This is a genomic window from Microbacterium sp. M1A1_1b (assembly GCF_053345565.1).
In genome coordinates this window covers 116594-134661 of sequence record NZ_JBKFAJ010000005.1, presented here as the reverse complement: position 1 = coordinate 134661, position 18068 = coordinate 116594, and the positions used below count along the sequence as shown (strand labels likewise).

Genomic DNA, 18068 nt, shown 5'->3' with positions numbered 1-18068 from the left:
CTGTACCGGTATTAGTATTGGCCGCATGGTCCGCCTCCCGCTCACGCCCGCCGACATCGCCCGCGGCCAGCGACTCGGCGATCTCCTGCGACGGGCTCGCGGCGACCGCGCGATGCTGCGGGTGGCGCTCGACGCGGGTGTGTCGCCCGAGACCCTGCGCAAGATCGAGACCGGCCGTGTGGCAACGCCCGCGTTCCCCACGATCGCGGCCCTCGCCGACGTCCTCGGGCTGTCGCTGGATGCCGTCTGGGCCGAGATCACTGACACATCAGCCAGCGAACGCGCCTGCTGAACCCCCACACACCCTGCGCTCCCTATGGTGCACGTGGAGGTGGAACGTGAAGTACATCAACTACGACGGCAGCGTCATCATGACGGGTGACCGCATCGCCGAGGCGCTCGCTGACTACGCGGCGGTACTCGGGGCGAACGGGCGGACGGACACGGTCCACGTCCCCACGGTCGGCGCGGACGGGTCGATCGAGACCACGACGGTGCTGGTGGGTCCGGCGAGTGAACTCGTGCTGACCGCAGCGCCCGACGACGAGCTCGACATCGAGGACCGCGACTTCATCCGTCGCCTGCGGGACGCTGCCGCGACGGCTGGCCCGGACGGTCCGCTCAACGCCGACGGCCGCACACCGTTCGAGGGTGCCGACGGCCCCTGAGCCGCCCACCGGGCACCGGACAGACGACGGAACGCCGCCCCGAAGGACGGCGTTCCGGATGGTGCGAGGTGTCTGGTGCTCAGGCTGCGAGTGCGAGCTCCGAGCGGCTGATCGTGACCGCCTGCAGCAGCGTTCGGCTCGACTCGCCGAGCCAGGGCCGCCCGGGGACGGTCCAGCCGGCTTCGCCGTCCACCGCGACACGGGTGCCGGAGGTGACGAAGACGTCGAGCGTGTCGACGGGCACACGCACGAGGAACTCGCGCTGGGTGCGGTCGTCGCGGACGGGGAACTCCGCGATGCGGTCGGGGGTGATGATGGGAGCCGACGTGGCGGCCCCGGAGATGGTGATGCGTTCGTTGCTGGTCATGGTGCTGTTCTTCCTGGTCTGCTGTCCTGCCCGCGGTGCGGTCCGGTGGACGTCTCAGTCGCATCGGTCGCTGGTGCGGGCGGTGTGCACGTCGGAGATCGACGTGCTGCTCGGCCTGGCCCAACGAGTGGACGTGCGGCGGAGCGGTGGTCCCGTGGGAATGCGACTCGGGTGAGTCGGTTCGGGACGGTTCGGTGTGCGCGAGTCAGATGGGTTCGCTGCAATGCACCAATGAAGGACCATACACGACGAACGCGGCGGCGTCCAGTCTCGACCCCGGAACAGACTGGCGCGGACCGCTCTGCGGCGACGCGAAGCGTTGCGCGGGCCGCGCCGACCGAGCCTGCGAGGGAGGGTTGGCGGCGTCGCCACGGGCCTCCAGTCCGTCTCGGGTCAGTTCAGGGCCGGGGTGTCCTCCGGCACGACGCCCCCGCCGTACAGGTCGGTCGCCAGGTCACGCAGCGCGCGGAGCGCGACGCGCTGCGTGAGTGGTCCGTACGAGATCCGGGCGACGCCGAGTTCCTGGTACTCGGCGGCGGGCAGGGCTCCGGGCAGGCCGATCACGCTGAGCTTGCCGCGGCCCAGGCCCTCGACGAGCCGCTCGACCACGTCACGCTGGACGGCGCCGGGGACGAACACGATCGGGGCACCCGCGTCGAGGAACGCCTTGCCGCGGGCGATGGCGTCCGCGATGCTCTCGTCGAGGGGGCGGTCGCCACCCCGTGCGATGGCGTCGGTGCGGGCGTTGAGCTGGAACGCGACGCCCTCGTGTTCGGCGGCCTTCGTGATCGCGGCCACGCGGGCGACGGCTTCGTCGAACGGACGAAGGCGGTCCTCGACGTTCGCGCCGACGATGCCGAACCCGATCGCACGGCGGACGGTCTCGGCTGGGTCCTCGTAGCCGTCGTCCAGGTCTGCGGTGACGGGCAGGTCGACGGCCTCGGCGACGATGCGCGCGCCCTGCAGTGCCAGGTCGAGGGGCATGCCGCCGTCCTCGTACCCGTACGAGGCGGCGATGGAGTGTCCGGCGGTGGCGATCGCGCGGGTCTCGGGCAGGGCTGCGACGGTCTTGGCACTGATCGCGTCCCAGACGTTCACGACGCGCAGGATCTCGGGGGCTTGGTGCAGGGCGGCGAGGGACGATGCCTTGTCGGCGGTGCTGGTGCTCATGGCACCGACATTAGGCCGGGGCCCGGGCGCCCGCCCCAGCCGACCCGGAGACGACGCGGGATGACGTGCGGACTCGCACCGGGCCTGTAGTCCGGTGCATCCTGGGACGCATGGCGCACGACGAGCAGGACCCGGTCGGCACGCTGCGCGGGGTCCGCACCAGCATCAAGTGGACGCGCTACGCGCCGGACGTGCTGCCCCTGTTCGTCGCCGAGATGGACCACGAGGTCGCGCCGGAGATCCGCCAGGCACTCGTCGACCGTGTGCAGCAGTCCGACCTGGGGTACCTGGACGGGCCCGGCCCCCTCGCGCCGGCCTTCGCTCGGTTCGCCGCTGATCGGTGGGGCTGGGAGCTCGACCCCGCGCGGGTGCACCTGGCGACCGACGTCAGCGTGGGGATCGTCGAGACCCTGCGGCTCGCGCTGCCGGACGGCGGCCGCGTCGCGATCACCCCGCCGGTGTACCCGCCGTTCTTCGAGCTGATCGACGAGGCACGATGTCAGGTCGAGGCCGTGCCGCTCGCCGAGCAGTGGGGGGTGTACCGACTCGACCTGGCAGCCCTCGAGCGTGCCTTCGCCGACGGTGTGCGCGTGTTCCTGCTCTGCAACCCGCACAACCCGATCGGCCTGGTGCACGACCGCGCCGACCTGCTCGCGCTGGCGGAGCTCGCGGCACGGTACGACGTCCTGGTGGTCTCGGACGAGATCCATGCACCGCTGACCCACCCGGGCGTGCAGTTCACCCCGTTCGCGTCGATCGCCGAGCAGGTCGGTGCGCGGAGCGTCTGCGTGACGTCGGCCAGCAAGGGCTGGAACCTGGCCGGCGTGAAGTGCTCGGTCATCGTCGCGGGGGACGACCGGACCGCCGCGATGCTCGACACCCTGTGGGAAGAGGTCGCCTGCCGGACGAGCATCCTCGGGTTGCACGCCAACCTGGCCGCCTTCTCGCTGGCGGTGGGGTGGCTCGACGACGTCATCGACCGGATCGTGGCGAACGACCGTCTGCTCGCGAAGCTGCTGGCCGAGCACCTGCCCGGGGTGGTCTACTCACGGCCGCGTGCCGGCTACCTGGCGTGGCTGGACTTCCGTGGGCTCGGGCTGGGGGACGACCCGGCCGTGCCGCTGCTCGAGCACGCGTTCGTCGCCCTGAACTCGGGCGTGCCGTTCGGCGCCGAGGGGCGTGGCTTCGCACGGATCAACCTGGCGTGCTCGCCGGACACCCTGCGCGAGGCGGTGCTGCGGATCGCTGCCGCGTACCCGTCGGGCGCGCAGGAAGCGGTGGTCTGGCACACCGCCTGACGCGTCAGGCGTCGAGGTAGTGGTTCCTGCCGACGACGCGGACGTGCACGTGGACCTCGCTCGAGGGCAGTTCCTCGGTCATCGCGACCCACTCGCGGGCGACGAACCCGACGGAGGACCACCGTGGGACCTCGGTCACCAGGAACCCGTCGATGAACACCTGCCACATGCCCTGTTCGCGGACGGCCTGGACCTCGTGCGTCGCCATGCCGCGATCGTAGCGGGATCGCCCGGGTCAGAGGTCCAGCACCATCGCCACGTCGGCGCGCACGTACGGACTGGCGTGCCGTTCCTCGGGCGCCAGGTGCCGGAAGCCGGACGTCTCGTACAGGTGCACGGCGCTGGCCAGGGTGGCGTTCGTCTCGAGCGTGACGCGCCGCGCGCCGAGCTCGCGGGCGCGATCGAGGGCTGCCTGGATGAGCCGGCGTCCGGTGCCGTGTCCCTGGTGGTCCGCCGTAACGGCCATCTTCACGAGCTCGAACACACCGTCGCCCTCGGGGGCGATGCCGACGCAGCCCACGACGGCGTCTCCGAGCCGGGCGACGAACACCGCACCGCCGGGCTCGATGATCCGCCCGGCGGGGTCGCCGAGGATCGCGACGTCCTCGTCCTCGAGCGTGAAGAAGCGGGTGATCCACGCCTCGTTGAGCGTGCGGAAGGCCTCGGCGTCGGCGGGCGAGGCAAGGTCGGCGATGGTGACGGACGCGGTGTCGGGCATGGGTCCATCCTGCGGCCGTGACGAAGTCGCGTCCAATACTCGTTTGCGCAGATCGATACGCTGCATGCATGGATCACCGCGACGTCGACCTGCGGCACCTGCGCGCGTTCCTGGCCGTCGCGGACGCGCTGCACTTCGGGCGAGCGGCCGAGCAGCTGCACACGGCCCAGCCGGCACTGTCGCAACAGATCCGCCGCACCGAGCGGGCACTCGGTGTCGACCTGTTCGTCCGGACCTCGCGCAGTGTCGCGCTGACGCCCGCCGGGCGGGTGCTGCAGGGGCGCGCCCGGTCGCTGCTGTCCCAGGCGGAACGCGACCTGGACGAAGCCGTGCGGGTCGGCCGCGGCGAGGTCGGACGGCTCGACGTCGGGTTCGTCGTGTCGGCGCTGCCGCTCGGCCCGATCGAGCGCGTGCAGCGGTTCCGCGAGCGCCACCCCGGCGTCCGGATCGAGCTGACCGAGGGCTACACCTCGCGGCTGCTCGCCCGGGTCGTCCGCGGCGAACTCGACCTGGCCGTCGTGCGCGACCCGGACCCGACCGAGGGTGTGCGGCTCACCCTGTTCCGCACCGAGCGGTTCGTCGCGGCGGTCCCGCGCGGGCACCGGTTCGCCGACCGGGCGTCGATCGCGGGGAGCGAGCTGGTCGACGACCCGTTCGTGTTCTTCCCCGCCGAGGCCGGCTCGCTCGCCACGGAACGCAACCTGGCCCCGGTGCTGTCGGCGGGCCGGCGTCCGGTCGTCGTGCAGGAGGCGACGACCTGGGCCACGGTGCTGCACCTGGTCGGGGTGGGGCTCGGGGTCACGGTGGCGCCGGCGAGTGCGACCCTGGCTGCCCCGGACACGGTCGTGCTGCTGCCGCTGACGGGCACGCACGCCAGCGAGCTGTGCTGGGCGACCCGGGCGGACGACGACCGGCAGGTCCTGCAGGCGTTCATCGCCGCGGTCGACTGATCCTCGACATCGCAGGCGCCCACCGAACGGCTCAGGCGACCGGCAGCACCGGCGCCCGGTACGCGCCCAGCTCGTCCTGTCGCCACGGCCGCGACCCGTGCAGCGCGAGCCCGACCTGCGTCAACACGAACGCCACGTGCGGCTCGACGTCCGGGTCCCAGGGGCCCTCGACTCCCAGACCGAACGACCCGAGTTCGTCATCGGCTTCGTCGGTGACGGCCAGACGCCAGCGCCCCTCGCCCAGGTCCTCGACCACGACCCACCGCGCTGTCGCGAACCGCGACGACGCCGGCTGGCCCGTCACACCGACCCCATGATGTCGGCCGTGAAGTTCTGCACGCGCGACAGCAGGGCCTCGCCGCGCATGGCGATCGTCGCCGGCGGGTTCAGGTGCGGCGGCGCGGTGCGGATGAGCAGCGGGCAGCCCAGGTCTTCGCAGATGTACGTGCCGATGGTGTTGCCGTTCCGTCCGGCCTCGCCACCGCGGGCCGCCGAGAACAACCGCACCTGGGTCGCGGGCTGGGGGGAGTGGCAGAACGAGCACATCGCGGCGATGCCCGGACGCAGGGACCCGCCGGCCGAGCGGACGACGATGCCCACGGCCCGGTCGTCCATCCACGACACGATGTAGCCACGGCGGGCGGCCTGCGGGTCGCGCCAGCCCAGGAACTCGCGGTCGTCCCAGAGCATCTCGTGCAGTCCGGGGATGGGGAGCTGGGCCAGTTCGTCCGGGGTGGCGTTGACGAACGACGAACGGATGTCTGCTTCGGTCAGTGGCTTCACGGTGCCTGCAAGCCTATGCCTCGGCCCCGACAGGCGTCCTTCAGTCCCGGTCCGACAGTCGGGAGGCCCGGATCACCGCGAGCGCGCTGGTCGCGTCCGCCACCAGGACGGCCCGCCGCACCGCGTCGCGTCCGATGCGGCGCGCTGCCGCGTCGTCGGCCGCGAACTCGACCAGCACGCGCGTCGAGCGCGCCATGGCGCGCGCCCCGGGGATCCACGGGACCGCACGTTCGATCGACTCGGCGACCGCGACGACGGCCGCGTGGTGCTGCTGCAGGTGGGCGCGTTCGTGGGCGACCACGGCCTCCAGTTCGTCGGTGCGCAACCGGTCTGCCAGACCGGAGCTGACGAGCACCCCGCCACTCCGCCCCGGGACGGCGCAGGCCAGCGCGTGGTCGGCCTCGACGACGGCGACGATCGTGCCGTCGATCTCGCGGTGCGGGGCGGCGCCGAAGCGCATGGCCTCGCGGACCGCGCGGTGCTCGGAGCCCGGCCGGACCCGGACGGCGATGACGAAGGCGATGACGGCGAGCACCGCGACGCCGACGTTCAGGCCGTGCGTGGGGGAGTCGCCGATCGCGAACGGGTCGGTCAGCGGGCGGTCGGCGAGCACGACGAGGGCGATCCCGAAGACGAAGCCGACCGCGCCCAGCAGCACGGCGAGCGACCAGGCGACCAGTGCCGTGCGGGGCCGGTCGATCGTCCACGCCGAGCGGGTCAGGACGCGCGGGGCGACCACGACGACGACCAGGGCCAGGACGACCAGGACGATGCCGGTGACGACCACGCTGCCTGCTCCCGCCGTCGGACCGTCAGGAGCGGGCGCGAGCGTCGAGGGCGCGGCGCAGTGCCTGCAGGTCGTCGGACGCCAGCGAACCGGTGAACTGCAGGAGCGCGGCCTCTCTGTCCGAGGCGGCGGCGAGGGCGCTCGACATGAGCGACGCGGTCTGTTCCTCGCGCGAGTGCGTGGCACGGAAGGTCAGCGGCGCCTCGGCGTGCTGCTGACGTTCGACGGTGCCCTTGCGGCCGAGGCGGTCGAGCACCGTGAGCACCGTGGTCAGCGCCGGACGGGGTTCGGGGAACGCGTCGAGCACCTGGCGTGCCGTCAGTCCGCTGTCGGCCGACCAGAGCGCGTCGAGCACCGCCTGCTCGAGCTGCCCGCGCGGGCGCTGCCGTTGTCCTGCCACGACGGCCACTCTACGAGATGTCGAAGGCCCGCAGCCGCTCGCCGCGTCGATCCAGATCCGTCACATGCCGGAAACGCGACCTCGGTAGACTGCCACCACAACTGCACACCAGGCCGATCACCCGCCGCGGGAGACGCCGTCCGCCACCGTTCGTCGGTGCGTCCGGCACCGAAGGAGCAACCTCCCCGTCAATCTCTCAGGTCCAACACCGCAGCGGACAGGCCACTCTGAAAAGCAGACACGGTGCCCCGCCGGGCGCTCCGGAGTCTCGCCCACGGTGAAAGCCGCCGGACCTCACGGGCCGCGGTGAAACTCTCAGGCCCATGACAGAGGGGGAGTTCGTGTCCGACGACCCTCGTCGGACACCGCCCGGCGTCGTCGGGCAGCCCACCACGGGAGAACTCCGCATGTCCCCTGACCAGTCCGCGCTCCGCTCGTCACCGCTCGAAGCGGCACACGAAGCCGCCGGTGCCGCGTTCACCGACTTCGCCGGCTACCGCATGCCCGTGCGGTACTCCTCGGACCTCGCCGAGCACCACGCGGTGCGCCAGGCGGCCGGGGTGTTCGACCTGTCGCACATGGCCGAGATCGGCGTGACCGGTCCCCAGGCCGTGGCGTTCCTCGACCACGCGCTCGCCGGGTCCTTCGCCGCGATGACGGTCGGCCGCGCCAAGTACTCGCTGCTGCTCGGCGAGGACGGCGGCATCCTCGACGACCTGGTGGTGTACCGGATCGACGACGACTCGTACCTGGTGGTCGCGAACGCCGCCAACCGGCAGGTCGCCGTCGACGCACTGCAGGCCCGGGCCGCGGACTTCGACGTGACGGTGACGGACGACTCGGACACGACGGCCCTGGTCGCGATCCAGGGGCCGGCGGCCGCGGGCACGCTCGACGAGCTCGTCGTCGAGGACCGTCTGCAGCCCGAGACCCCGCTCGACGAACTCCGCTACTACCGGGTGCTGCACGCCGAGTTCGACGGGTCCGAGGTGCTCATCGCCCGCACCGGGTACACCGGCGAGGACGGCTTCGAGATCTACAGCGCCCCCGACGTCGCCCCGGTGATCTGGGACGCCCTGCTCGAGGCCGGTGCAGCGCGCGGGGTCGTGCCCGCCGGACTGGCGGCGCGCGACACCCTGCGCCTCGAAGCCGGCATGCCGCTCTACGGCCACGAACTCACCGCGTCGACCCGTCCCGCCCAGGCCGGACTCGGCCGGGTCGTCGCGACGTCCGGCTCGTTCGTCGGCGACGCCGGTGTCGTGCCGGCCGACGACGCACCCGTGCTCGTCGGCCTGGTGATGGAGGGCCGTCGCGCCGCCCGAGCCGGCTACCCGGTCCTGCATGACGGCACCGTCGTCGGCACCGTCACATCGGGCGCCCTGTCCCCGACCCTGGGCCACCCGGTCGCGATGGCGTTCGTCGCGCCGTCCGCCGCCACCGAGGGACAACTCCTGCACATCGACGTCCGCGGTACGGCCATCCCCGCAACCGTCTCCGCGTTCCCCTTCTACCGCCGCGCATCGAAAGGCTGAGGTCATGACCGACCAGACCGCACTGCAGTACACCAAGGACCACGAGTGGCTGCTCGTCGACGGCGACGTCGTCACGGTCGGCATCACCGACCACGCCGCCGAGCAGCTCGGTGACGTCGTCTACGTCGAGCTCCCCGCCGTCGGCACCACCGCGACCGCGGGCGACCAGCTCGGCGAGATCGAGTCCACCAAGAGCGTCGGCGAGCTCTTCGCGCCGATCGAGGGCGAAGTCGTCGAGATCAACGACGCCGTCGTCGACGCGCCCGACACCGTCAACCAGGACCCGTTCGGCGCCGGCTGGCTCGTCAAGATCAAGGTCGAGGGCACCGACTTCCCCGGCGACCTGATGGACCACGACGCCTACCGGGCCTTCGTCGCATGACCGACCTGCGGAGCACCCACACGGACACGGACCACGACGTGAACCTGCAGACCACGTTCGCCGACCGGCACATCGGCACCACCCCGGCCGACCAGCGCACCATGCTCGAGACCGTCGGGCGGTCGTCGCTCGACGAACTCGTCCGTGCGGCGATCCCGGCGTCGATCCACGCCGAGCCGGTCGCGTCCTCGTCGATCCCCGCCGCGGTCGGCGAGACCGAGGCGCTCGCCGAACTGCGCGCGATGGCGTCGCAGAACACCGTGCGCCGGGCGATGATCGGCCTGGGCTACCACGGCACGCACACGCCCGCCGTGATCCAGCGCAACGTGCTCGAGAACCCCAGCTGGTACACGGCCTACACGCCGTACCAGCCCGAGATCTCGCAGGGGCGCCTCGAAGCGCTCATCAACTTCCAGACGATGGTCGCCGACCTGACCGGCATGGCCACCGCGGGTGCGTCCATGCTCGACGAGGGCACCGCCGTGGTCGAGGGCATGCTGCTCGCCCGTCGCGCGTCCAAGGTCAAGGGCGACGCGTTCCTGGTCGACGCCGACCTGCTGCCGCAGACCCGCGCGCTGCTCGACCACCGTGCCGACGCCGTGGGGATCACCCTGCGTGCGTTCGACGCCGCGTCCGGCCCGAGCGACGACCAGCTCGACGGCGCCTTCGGCGTGATCGTGCAGTACCCGGGCTCGTCCGGGCGCATCGTCGACCCGTCGTCCGTGATCGAGCGCGTGCACGCCGGGGGTGGCATCGCCGTCGTGGCGGCCGACCTGCTCGCGATGACGCTGCTCGCCTCGCCCGGCGACCTCGGTGCCGACGTCGCCGTGGGCACGTCCCAGCGCTTCGGCGTCCCGCTCGGCTTCGGTGGCCCGCACGCCGGCTACCTCGCCGTCCGCGCGGGGCTCGAGCGACAGCTGCCCGGCCGCCTGGTCGGGGTGTCCTTCGACGCCGACGGCGGGATGGCCTACCGCCTCAGCCTGCAGACGCGCGAGCAGCACATCCGGCGCGAGAAGGCGACCAGCAACATCTGCACCGCGCAGGTCCTGCTGGCTGTCATGGCCTCGATGTACGCGGTCTACCACGGGCCCGAGGGGCTGCGCTTCATCGCCTCCCGCGTCGCGCGGACCACCACGGCGCTCGCCGAGGCCGTCACGAGCGCTGGGCTCACCGTCGTGCACGAGCACCACTTCGACACGCTGACCGTGCGGGCCGAGGGGCGGGCGGGTCGCATCGTCGACGACGCCCGCGCTGCCGGCTACCTGCTGCACCTGGTCGACACGGACACGTTCCAGCTGTCCGTCGACGAGACGACCACGCCCGACGACCTCCGCGTGCTGGCCGGCGTGTTCGGCGGGGGCAGTGGACCCGACCAGCGCGCGGTCGAGACCGCCGTGGCGGACGCGGCCCCGAGCCTCCCGTCCGCGCTGCTGCGGCAGAGCGAGTACCTGACGCATCCGGTCTTCAGCGCGCACCGCAGTGAGACCCGGATGATGCGGTACCTGAAGCACCTGTCCGACAAGGACTACGCGCTCGACCGCGGCATGATCCCGCTCGGCAGCTGCACGATGAAGCTCAACGCGGCGACCGAGATGGCGGCGGTCACGTGGCCGGAGTTCGCGAACGTGCACCCGTTCGCTCCGGCTGACGACGTCACCGGCTACCTCGGCATGATCGGCGACCTCGAGACCTGGCTGGCCGAGGTCACCGGCTACGACACCGTGTCGCTGCAGCCGAACGCGGGCAGCCAGGGCGAGCTCGCCGGACTGCTGGCGATCCGCGGCTACCACCGGTCCCGTGGCGACGACCAGCGCACCGTGTGCCTGATCCCGTCGAGCGCCCACGGCACCAACGCCGCGTCGGCCGTGCTGGCGGGGATGCGCGTCGTCGTGGTGGCGTGTGACGAGAACGGCAACGTCGACCTCGCCGACCTCAGCGCGAAGACGACCGAGCACGCCGACACCCTCGCGGCGCTGATGATCACGTACCCGTCGACCCACGGGGTGTACGAGCACGACATCCGCGCGATCTGCGACGCCGTGCACGACGCCGGCGGACAGGTCTACGTCGACGGAGCGAACCTCAACGCGCTGCTCGGCCACGCGCGGTTCGGCGACTTCGGGGGCGACGTGTCGCACCTGAACCTGCACAAGACGTTCTGCATCCCGCACGGTGGCGGCGGACCGGGTGTGGGGCCGGTCGCTGCGAAGGCGCACCTGGCCGCGTTCCTGCCCGCGCACCCGATGGCGCAGCAGGCCGACCGCCGGCCGGGTTCGACGTCGTCCGACGTCGGCGTCGACGGTCGGCTGGCGCACGCCGGTGGCCCGGTCAGCGCAGCGCCCTACGGCAGCCCGAGCATCCTGCCGATCACGTGGACCTACGTCCGCATGATGGGGCTCGAGGGCCTGACCCGGGCGACCGAGGCAGCGGTGCTCGGGGCGAACTACATCGCGGCACGACTCCGCGACGCGTTCCCCGTCCTGTACACGGGCGAGTCCGGGCTCGTCGCGCACGAGTGCATCCTCGACCTGCGGCCGCTCCGCGACACCACCGGCATCACGGTGGACGACGTCGCGAAGCGGCTGGTCGACTACGGGTTCCACGCGCCCACGATGTCGTTCCCGGTGGCCGGCACGCTCATGGTCGAACCGACCGAGAGCGAAGACCTGGCCGAGATCGACCGGTTCGTCGACGCCATGCTCGCCATCCGCGCCGAGGCCGCTGCGGTCGAACGTGGGGAGTGGCCGGCGGACGACAACCCGCTCGTGGGGGCGCCGCACACCGCTGCCTCCGCGATCACGGGGGAGTGGACGCACGCCTACACGCGCGAACAGGCGGTGTACCCACTGCCGGGCATCGCCGAGCGCAAGTACTGGCCGCCGGTCCGCCGCATCGACCAGGCGTACGGCGACCGCAACCTGGTGTGCGCCTGCCCGCCGGTCGAGGCCTTCGCCTAGGTCGGAGCACGCGCACCGCAGCGCGCGCGGTACGACACGGCCCGGAGCCCTCGGCTCCGGGCCGTCGTCGTGCCCGGTGCGTCCGCGGTGCGTCCGCGGCGCGTCCGCGGCGCGTCCGCGGCGCGTCCGCGGCGCGTCCGGCGCGTCCGGTGCGTCCTGAACCCCTACACCATCGGCGTGGCCGGGTGGAGCGGTCCCACGTGGACATGAGGTGGATTCTTGCATCGAGCCACCACCCAGCCACCTCATGGGGCGATCAGGGCGAACCGCAGAACGCTGCGGGCATCCTGGTGCGTGACAGCACCCCTGGACGGGTGGCACACTGCGAGCATCTGTTCGGAACTGCAACGAAGATGATGCGGATGCAACAAACCCGCTTGTTGCGCCCGGGAACGCGGGCATCTTGCACCGTCCCGCAAGGATCGTGCAAGTTGGTTACCAGTGTGTAACCGATCACGTCAGGGTTTGGCTGGCACTGGTCGCGCTGCCTACAGTGCAAGGGTCAAACGTGCCGGGCGACACCTCTGTGCCCGGCACGTCCCATGCACCAGGAGGAACACTTGATCAAGAAGCGCGCTGGGCTCGCAGCCCTCGCCGTGCTCGGGGCCACAGCAATCGCCCTGGCCGGCTGCTCCAGCAACGGAAGCAGCAGCGGGAAGGACTCGAGCTCCGGTTCGACGAACGCCTCCGGCATCGTCACCACCAACGGCAGCGAGCCCCAGAACCCGCTCATCCCGTCGAACACCACCGAGACCGGTGGCGGCAAGATCATCAACTCGATCTTCGAGGGTCTCCGCTCGTACGACGCCAAGGGCAAGCCGGTCAACGAGGTCGCGAAGAGCATCACCACCGATGACTCCAAGGTCTTCGACATCACGCTGAACTCGGGCTGGACCTTCACCAACGGTGAGAAGATCACCGCCGAGTCCTTCACGAAGGCGTGGAACTGGGCGGCACAGAAGTCGAACGCCCAGGGCGCGAGCTACTACTTCGCGAACATCGAGGGCTACGACGCCGACAAGGACTCCGAGCTCACCGGCCTCAAGGTCAAGAGCGACACCGAGTTCACCGTGACGCTCAAGGCGGCGCAGTCGGACTTCCCGCTCTCGCTCGGCTACTCGGCCTTCGTCCCGCTGCCGTCGTCGTTCTACGACGACCCCAAGGCCTTCGGTGAAGACCCGATCGGCAACGGTCCGTACAAGCTCGCCAGCAAGGACGCCTGGACGCACAACACGGACATCAAGCTCGTCACCAACAAGGACTACGAGGGCAAGCGCAAGCCGAAGAACGGTGGTCTGACGATCACGTTCTACACCTCGCAGGACACCGCGTACTCGGACGCGCAGGGTGGCAACCTCGACATCCTCGACGCCGTGCCGGACAGCGCGTTCGCGAACTACAAGTCGGACTTCCCCGACTCGAACGTGAACCAGCCCGCCGCGATCTTCCAGGGGATCTACCTGCCCTACTACCTCGACCACTGGAAGGGTGAAGAGGGCAAGCTCCGTCGCGAGGCGGTCTCGATGTCGATCAACCGCAAGCAGATCACCTCGAAGATCTTCGACGGCACCCGCACGCCGGCCAGCGACTTCACCTCGCCGGTCATCGACGGGTGGTCGAAGGACCTCAAGGGCTCCGACGTCCTGGACTACAACAAGTCCGAGGCGAAGAAGCTGTGGGCCGAGGCCGACAAGATCTCGCCGTACAACGACACCCTCACCATCTCGTACAACGCCGACGGCGGACACGAGGCGTGGGTGACCGCGGTCTCGAACAGCATCTCGAACACGCTGGGCATCAAGGCCGAGGGCAAGGCGTACCCGACGTTCCAGGAAGCGCTGGACGTCCAGACCAGCGACAAGCTCACGGGCGGCAGCCGCACCGGTTGGCAGGCCGACTACCCGTCGCTGTACAACTTCCTCGGCCCGACCATGGGCGAGGGCTCGTCGAACAACTACTCGCGCTACGACTCGACCGAGTACAACGACCTGCTCAAGCAGGGTCAGTCGGCCGACAGCGTCGAGGCGGGCAACAAGTACTTCGACCAGGCCCAGGAGCTCCTGCTCAAGGACCTGCCGGAGATCCCGCTCTGGTACTCGAACGTGACCGGTGTCTGGTCCGCCGACAACGTGTCGAACGTCAAGTTCGGCTGGGACTCGGTGCCGCTGTACTACGACGTCGAGGTCAAGAAGTAACCCACTGAGTGCAGGTATCCTGCCTCAGCAGCACCACCGGACGGGGGTTCGGGAGCCATCGGTTCCCGGGCCCCCGTACCGCGGCGGAACCACCACCCCCACAACCGACAGCGGGAGCCGCCACCCGCGCCGGGCAACCGTGCCACCGCACGGCAGGCCCACCCTGACGAAATGACTGTGATCCACATGCTCGCTCCGAACCAGGCGGAGATCTGATGCTCTGGTACCTCGGGAAGCGCCTCCTGCAGCTGATCCCCGTGTTCTTCGGTGCCACGTTCCTGATCTACTACATGGTGTTCTCCCTACCGGGCGACCCCATCGCCGCGCTCTTCGGTGACCACCAGCCGTCACCGCAGGTGATCGAACAGATCCGTGCGCAGTACAACCTCGACAAGCCGTTCATCGTCCAGTACCTGCTCTGGGTCGGCGGCCTGTTCCAGGGCAACCTCGGCCAGACCTACTCGGGCATCCCGGTGACCGAGCAGCTCGCCCAGGCGTTCCCGATCACCGCGCGCCTGGCGATCCTCGCCCTGGTGTTCGAGTCGGTCGCCGGCATCGTCGTCGGTGTCATCGCGGGTCTGCGCAAGGGCAAGCTGTTCGACGCCACCGCGCTGGTCGTGAGCCTGCTGCTCATCTCGATCCCGGTGTTCGTGACCGGCTTCATCCTGCAGTACGGGCTCGGCATCAAGCTGGCGCTGTTCCGCGCGACGGTCTCCGGCGAAGCACCGTGGTCCGAGCTCGTGCTCCCCGCGATCGTGCTCGCCACGGGGTCGTTCGCGTACATCGTGCGTCTGACCCGTGCCAGCGTCGCCGAGAACATGAGCGCCGACTTCGTGCGCACCGCGACCGCGAAGGGCCTGCCGCGCCGTCGCGTGATCGGGGTGCACATCTTCCGCAACTCGCTCATCCCCGTGGTGACGTACCTCGGCATCGACATCGGCAACCTGATGGTCGGCGCGATCGTCACCGAGGGCATCTTCAACATCCACGGTGTGGGTGGAACCGTCTACCAGGCCATCAAGCTCGGGCAGGGACCCACCGTCGTGTCCTTCGTGGCCGTGATGGTCATCATCTTCATGCTCGCCAACCTCCTGGTCGACCTGCTGTACGCCGTCCTGGACCCGAGGATCCGTTATGCCAAGTAACACCGAATCGCGGTCGGCCACGCACTACGTCGCGCCGATCGAGGAGACGCCGCTGCAGGCGATCGACACCGTCAACGAGGACGAGAAGACCCGTTCCCTGTGGACGGACGCGTGGGACTCCATGCGCGTCCGGCCGATCTTCTGGGTGTCGAGCGTCCTGATCGTCCTGATCATCGCCGTCGCGCTGATGCCCGGTGTGTTCGCGCACGCCGATCCGCGCGCCTGCAACCTCGCCAACTCCGGCGAAGGGGGCCGAGCCGGCCACATCCTGGGCTACACACGCCAGGGCTGTGACGTCTACTCCCGTGTCATCTACGGCACGCAGAACTCGCTGCTCGTGGGCCTCGTCGCGACGATCCTGGTGGTCGTCGTCGGCGTGGTCATCGGCTCGCTGGCGGGCTTCTACGGCGGGGCGCTCGACTCGATCGTGTCCCGCATCGGCGACATCTTCTTCTCGATCCCGACGGTGCTCGGCGCGATCGTGATCATGTCGAGCATCCCGCAGCGCAGCCCCTGGACGGTGGCACTCGTGCTGGCGGCCTTCGCCTGGCCGCAGATCGCCCGCATCATGCGCGGCGCGGTGCTCTCGGCGAAGAACGCCGACTACGTGACGGCCTCGGCGGCGCTCGGCGTCAGCCGGTTCCGCACGCTGGTGCGCCACGTGATCCCGAACTCGATCGCTCCGGTGATCGTCGTCGCGACCGTCTCGCTCGGCACGTTCATCGTCGCCGAGTCGACCCTGTCGTTCCTGGGCATCGGTCTGCCGCCGTCGTCCCTCAGCTGGGGCTACGACATCAACGCGGCGCAGTCCTCGCTCCGCACGAACCCGTCGACCATCTTCTGGCCGTCGCTCGCCCTGTCCATCACCGTGCTCGCGTTCCTCCTCCTCGGTGACGTGGTCCGCGACGCACTCGACCCGAAGGCGAGGGCCCGCCGATGAGCGAGACCCTGACCGAACCGACGGCCCGTCGCGCGGGCGGCGCCGGCGCACCCCTGCTCGAGGTCTCCGGACTCGAGATCGGCTTCCAGACCCAGAACGGTTTCGTGCAGGCCGTCCGTGGCGTCGACTTCACGCTCGAGCAGGGTGAACGTCTGGCGATCGTGGGCGAGTCCGGCTCGGGCAAGTCCACCAGCGCGCAGGCGATCATCAAGCTGCTCCCCGGCGCCGGCAAGGTGACGGCCGGGTCGATCAAGTTCAACGGGCGCGAGCTCGTCGGGCTCTCCGACAAGGAGATGTCCGAGATCCGCGGCAGCGAGATCGGCTACGTGCCGCAGGACCCGATGTCGAACCTCAACCCCCTGTGGACCATCGGGTTCCAGGTCGAAGAGGCGATCCGCGCGAACAACATGGCGACCGGCAAGAAGGCCGTCCGCGAGCGTGCGATCGAGGTGCTCAAGGAAGCGGGGCTCGGCGACGCCGCGAACCGCCTGAAGCAGTACCCGCACGAGTTCTCCGGTGGCATGCGGCAGCGCGTGCTCATCGGCATCGGGCTGTCGAGCCACCCGAAGCTGCTCATCGCCGACGAGCCGACCAGCGCCCTCGACGTCACCGTGCAGCGCGTCATCCTCGACCACCTCGAGACCCTGACCCGCGACTACGGCACGAGCGTGCTGTTCATCACGCACGACCTGGGTCTGGCGGCCGAGCGCGCCGAGAAGCTCGTGGTCATGTACAAGGGGCAGGTCGTCGAGGCGGGTCCGTCGAAGGAGATCCTCGGCAACCCGCAGCACCCGTACACGCAGCGTCTGGTCGCCGCGGCGCCGTCGCTCGCAAGCCGCCGCATCCAGTCGAAGGTCCAGCACGCCAGCATCGACATCGCCGACGCTGGCAGTGACGACGCCGAGCTGATCGCCCGCGCCCAGCAGCGCGAGAGCCAGCCGGCCGAGGACCTGATCGTCGTCAAGGACCTGCAGAAGGTCTACAAGCTGCGCGGCAAGAACCTGGCCACGCGCGAGCTCAAGGCGGTCGACGACGTCTCGTTCTCGATCCCGAAGGGCACCACGATGGCGCTCGTGGGCGAGTCCGGGTCGGGCAAGTCCACGGTCGCCAAGCTCGTGCTGCAGCTCGAGTCGATCACCAGCGGCACCGTGCAGTTCGACGGCACCGACATCGGCGCGCTGAAGGGCAAGGAGCTCTTCGACTTCCGCCGTCGTGTGCAGCCCGTGTTCCAGGACCCCTACGGGTCGCTCGACCCGATGTACAACGTCGGGAACACGATCGCCGAGCCGCTCATCACCCACGGTGTGGGCGACAAGGGGTCGCGTCGTGACCGTGTCCGCGAGCTCCTGGACCAGGTGGCGCTGCCGTCGTCGATGGTGAACCGCTACCCGAACGAGCTGTCCGGTGGGCAGCGGCAGCGCATCGCCGTCGCTCGTGCGCTGGCGCTCAAGCCCGAGGTCATCGTGCTCGACGAGGCGGTCTCCGCCCTCGACGTGCTCGTGCAGGGCCAGATCCTCGACCTGCTCACCGAGCTGCAGTCGGAGCTCGGCCTGACCTACCTGTTCATCACCCACGACCTGGCGGTCGTCCGCCTGGTCGCGGACAACGTGTGCGTGATGCGCAAGGGCCAGATCGTCGAGAAGGCGACGACCGACGAGGTCTTCGCCAACCCGCAGCAGGAGTACACGCGGGACCTGCTCGCCGCCATCCCCGGCGCGAACTTCGAGTTCGGGCGCTGAGCGACCTGCCACAGGACCAGGCCGGACGACCGATCGT

The 18068-nt window shown here is 70.3% G+C and carries 19 protein-coding genes and 1 riboswitch; of the genes, 11 read left to right on the top strand and 8 right to left on the bottom strand.

The window, feature by feature from the left end; translation table 11 throughout:
• The first annotated feature begins 25 nt into the window (after nt 1-25).
• Both ACLBWP_RS12995 and ACLBWP_RS12990 read left to right on the top strand, forming a co-directional pair.
• On the top strand, nt 26-292 hold the full coding sequence (locus tag ACLBWP_RS12995; RefSeq protein WP_447655476.1) for a helix-turn-helix domain-containing protein: 267 nt from the start codon (nt 26-28) through the stop codon (nt 290-292).
• Nucleotides 293-338: 46 nt separating this feature from the next.
• Nucleotides 339-668: a hypothetical protein gene (locus tag ACLBWP_RS12990; RefSeq protein WP_243561355.1), complete on the top strand. Its 330-nt coding sequence runs from the start codon at nt 339-341 to the stop codon at nt 666-668.
• Nucleotides 669-747: 79 nt separating this feature from the next.
• Here the strand turns inward: ACLBWP_RS12990 and ACLBWP_RS12985 are convergent, their stop codons facing one another.
• Both ACLBWP_RS12985 and ACLBWP_RS12980 read right to left on the bottom strand, forming a co-directional pair.
• Nucleotides 748-1035 (bottom strand): hypothetical protein, encoded by a 288-nt coding sequence (locus tag ACLBWP_RS12985; protein WP_447655475.1) that lies wholly within the window; start codon nt 1033-1035, stop codon nt 748-750.
• Between the two features lie 393 nt (nt 1036-1428).
• Nucleotides 1429-2205 carry an isocitrate lyase/PEP mutase family protein gene (locus ACLBWP_RS12980; RefSeq protein ID WP_447655474.1) on the bottom strand — a complete coding sequence of 259 codons (777 nt, stop codon included), beginning with the start codon at nt 2203-2205 and terminating at the stop codon, nt 1429-1431.
• Nucleotides 2206-2315: 110 nt separating this feature from the next.
• On the opposite strand from ACLBWP_RS12980, the gene ACLBWP_RS12975 reads away from it, so the two are divergent.
• A complete protein-coding gene (locus ACLBWP_RS12975; protein ID WP_447655473.1) occupies nt 2316-3503 on the top strand; it encodes a MalY/PatB family protein in 1188 nt (395 codons plus the stop codon).
• A 4-nt stretch (nt 3504-3507) separates the two neighbouring features.
• On the opposite strand, the gene ACLBWP_RS12970 is transcribed toward ACLBWP_RS12975, so the two are convergent.
• Together ACLBWP_RS12970 and ACLBWP_RS12965 are read right to left on the bottom strand one after the other, a co-directional pair.
• Complete coding sequence (locus ACLBWP_RS12970; protein ID WP_243561351.1) at nt 3508-3711, bottom strand: hypothetical protein; 204 nt, start codon at nt 3709-3711, stop codon at nt 3508-3510.
• Between the two features lie 27 nt (nt 3712-3738).
• Nucleotides 3739-4221: a GNAT family N-acetyltransferase gene (locus ACLBWP_RS12965; RefSeq protein WP_447655472.1), complete on the bottom strand. Its 483-nt coding sequence runs from the start codon at nt 4219-4221 to the stop codon at nt 3739-3741.
• A 68-nt stretch (nt 4222-4289) separates the two neighbouring features.
• On the opposite strand from ACLBWP_RS12965, the gene ACLBWP_RS12960 reads away from it, so the two are divergent.
• Nucleotides 4290-5171, top strand: coding sequence for a LysR substrate-binding domain-containing protein (locus tag ACLBWP_RS12960; protein ID WP_447655471.1), 882 nt, complete (start codon nt 4290-4292; stop codon nt 5169-5171).
• Nucleotides 5172-5202: 31 nt separating this feature from the next.
• Here ACLBWP_RS12960 and ACLBWP_RS12955 read toward each other — a convergent pair whose 3' ends face one another.
• Genes ACLBWP_RS12955 through ACLBWP_RS12940 form a run of 4 tightly spaced genes read right to left on the bottom strand, consistent with a single transcriptional unit; the run spans nt 5203 to nt 7141 of the window.
• On the bottom strand, nt 5203-5475 hold the full coding sequence (locus ACLBWP_RS12955) for a hypothetical protein (RefSeq protein WP_447655470.1): 273 nt from the start codon (nt 5473-5475) through the stop codon (nt 5203-5205).
• Nucleotides 5472-5954, bottom strand: a complete 483-nt coding sequence (locus tag ACLBWP_RS12950; RefSeq protein ID WP_243561347.1) for an FBP domain-containing protein — start codon at nt 5952-5954, stop codon at nt 5472-5474. The genes ACLBWP_RS12955 and ACLBWP_RS12950 overlap by 4 nt, the downstream gene beginning before the upstream one ends.
• Before the next feature lie 40 nt (nt 5955-5994).
• Nucleotides 5995-6741, bottom strand: a complete 747-nt coding sequence (locus tag ACLBWP_RS12945) for a M56 family metallopeptidase (protein WP_447655469.1) — start codon at nt 6739-6741, stop codon at nt 5995-5997.
• A gap of 25 nt (nt 6742-6766) precedes the next feature.
• Nucleotides 6767-7141 carry a BlaI/MecI/CopY family transcriptional regulator gene (locus ACLBWP_RS12940; RefSeq protein ID WP_447655468.1) on the bottom strand — a complete coding sequence of 125 codons (375 nt, stop codon included), beginning with the start codon at nt 7139-7141 and terminating at the stop codon, nt 6767-6769.
• A gap of 117 nt (nt 7142-7258) precedes the next feature.
• A riboswitch (glycine riboswitch) is annotated at nt 7259-7362 on the top strand.
• A 186-nt stretch (nt 7363-7548) separates the two neighbouring features.
• On the opposite strand from ACLBWP_RS12940, the gene gcvT reads away from it, so the two are divergent.
• From gcvT to ACLBWP_RS12905, 7 genes are all read left to right on the top strand, one after another.
• Nucleotides 7549-8673, top strand: a complete 1125-nt coding sequence (gene gcvT / locus ACLBWP_RS12935; protein ID WP_447655632.1) for a glycine cleavage system aminomethyltransferase GcvT — start codon at nt 7549-7551, stop codon at nt 8671-8673.
• A gap of 4 nt (nt 8674-8677) precedes the next feature.
• Nucleotides 8678-9055 (top strand): glycine cleavage system protein GcvH, encoded by a 378-nt coding sequence (gene gcvH / locus ACLBWP_RS12930; protein WP_243561344.1) that lies wholly within the window; start codon nt 8678-8680, stop codon nt 9053-9055.
• Nucleotides 9052-12012, top strand: a complete 2961-nt coding sequence (gcvP, locus tag ACLBWP_RS12925; RefSeq protein ID WP_447655467.1) for an aminomethyl-transferring glycine dehydrogenase — start codon at nt 9052-9054, stop codon at nt 12010-12012. The genes gcvH and gcvP overlap by 4 nt, the downstream gene beginning before the upstream one ends.
• 560 nt (nt 12013-12572) lie before the next feature.
• Nucleotides 12573-14207: a peptide ABC transporter substrate-binding protein gene (locus ACLBWP_RS12920; protein WP_243561342.1), complete on the top strand. Its 1635-nt coding sequence runs from the start codon at nt 12573-12575 to the stop codon at nt 14205-14207.
• Nucleotides 14208-14422: 215 nt separating this feature from the next.
• Nucleotides 14423-15352 (top strand): ABC transporter permease, encoded by a 930-nt coding sequence (locus tag ACLBWP_RS12915; protein ID WP_243561341.1) that lies wholly within the window; start codon nt 14423-14425, stop codon nt 15350-15352.
• Nucleotides 15342-16292: an ABC transporter permease gene (locus ACLBWP_RS12910; protein ID WP_243561340.1), complete on the top strand. Its 951-nt coding sequence runs from the start codon at nt 15342-15344 to the stop codon at nt 16290-16292. The genes ACLBWP_RS12915 and ACLBWP_RS12910 overlap by 11 nt, the downstream gene beginning before the upstream one ends.
• Nucleotides 16289-18031, top strand: a complete 1743-nt coding sequence (locus ACLBWP_RS12905) for a dipeptide ABC transporter ATP-binding protein (protein ID WP_447655466.1) — start codon at nt 16289-16291, stop codon at nt 18029-18031. Before ACLBWP_RS12910 ends, ACLBWP_RS12905 begins: the two co-directional genes overlap by 4 nt.
• Nucleotides 18032-18068: the final 37 nt, after the last annotated feature.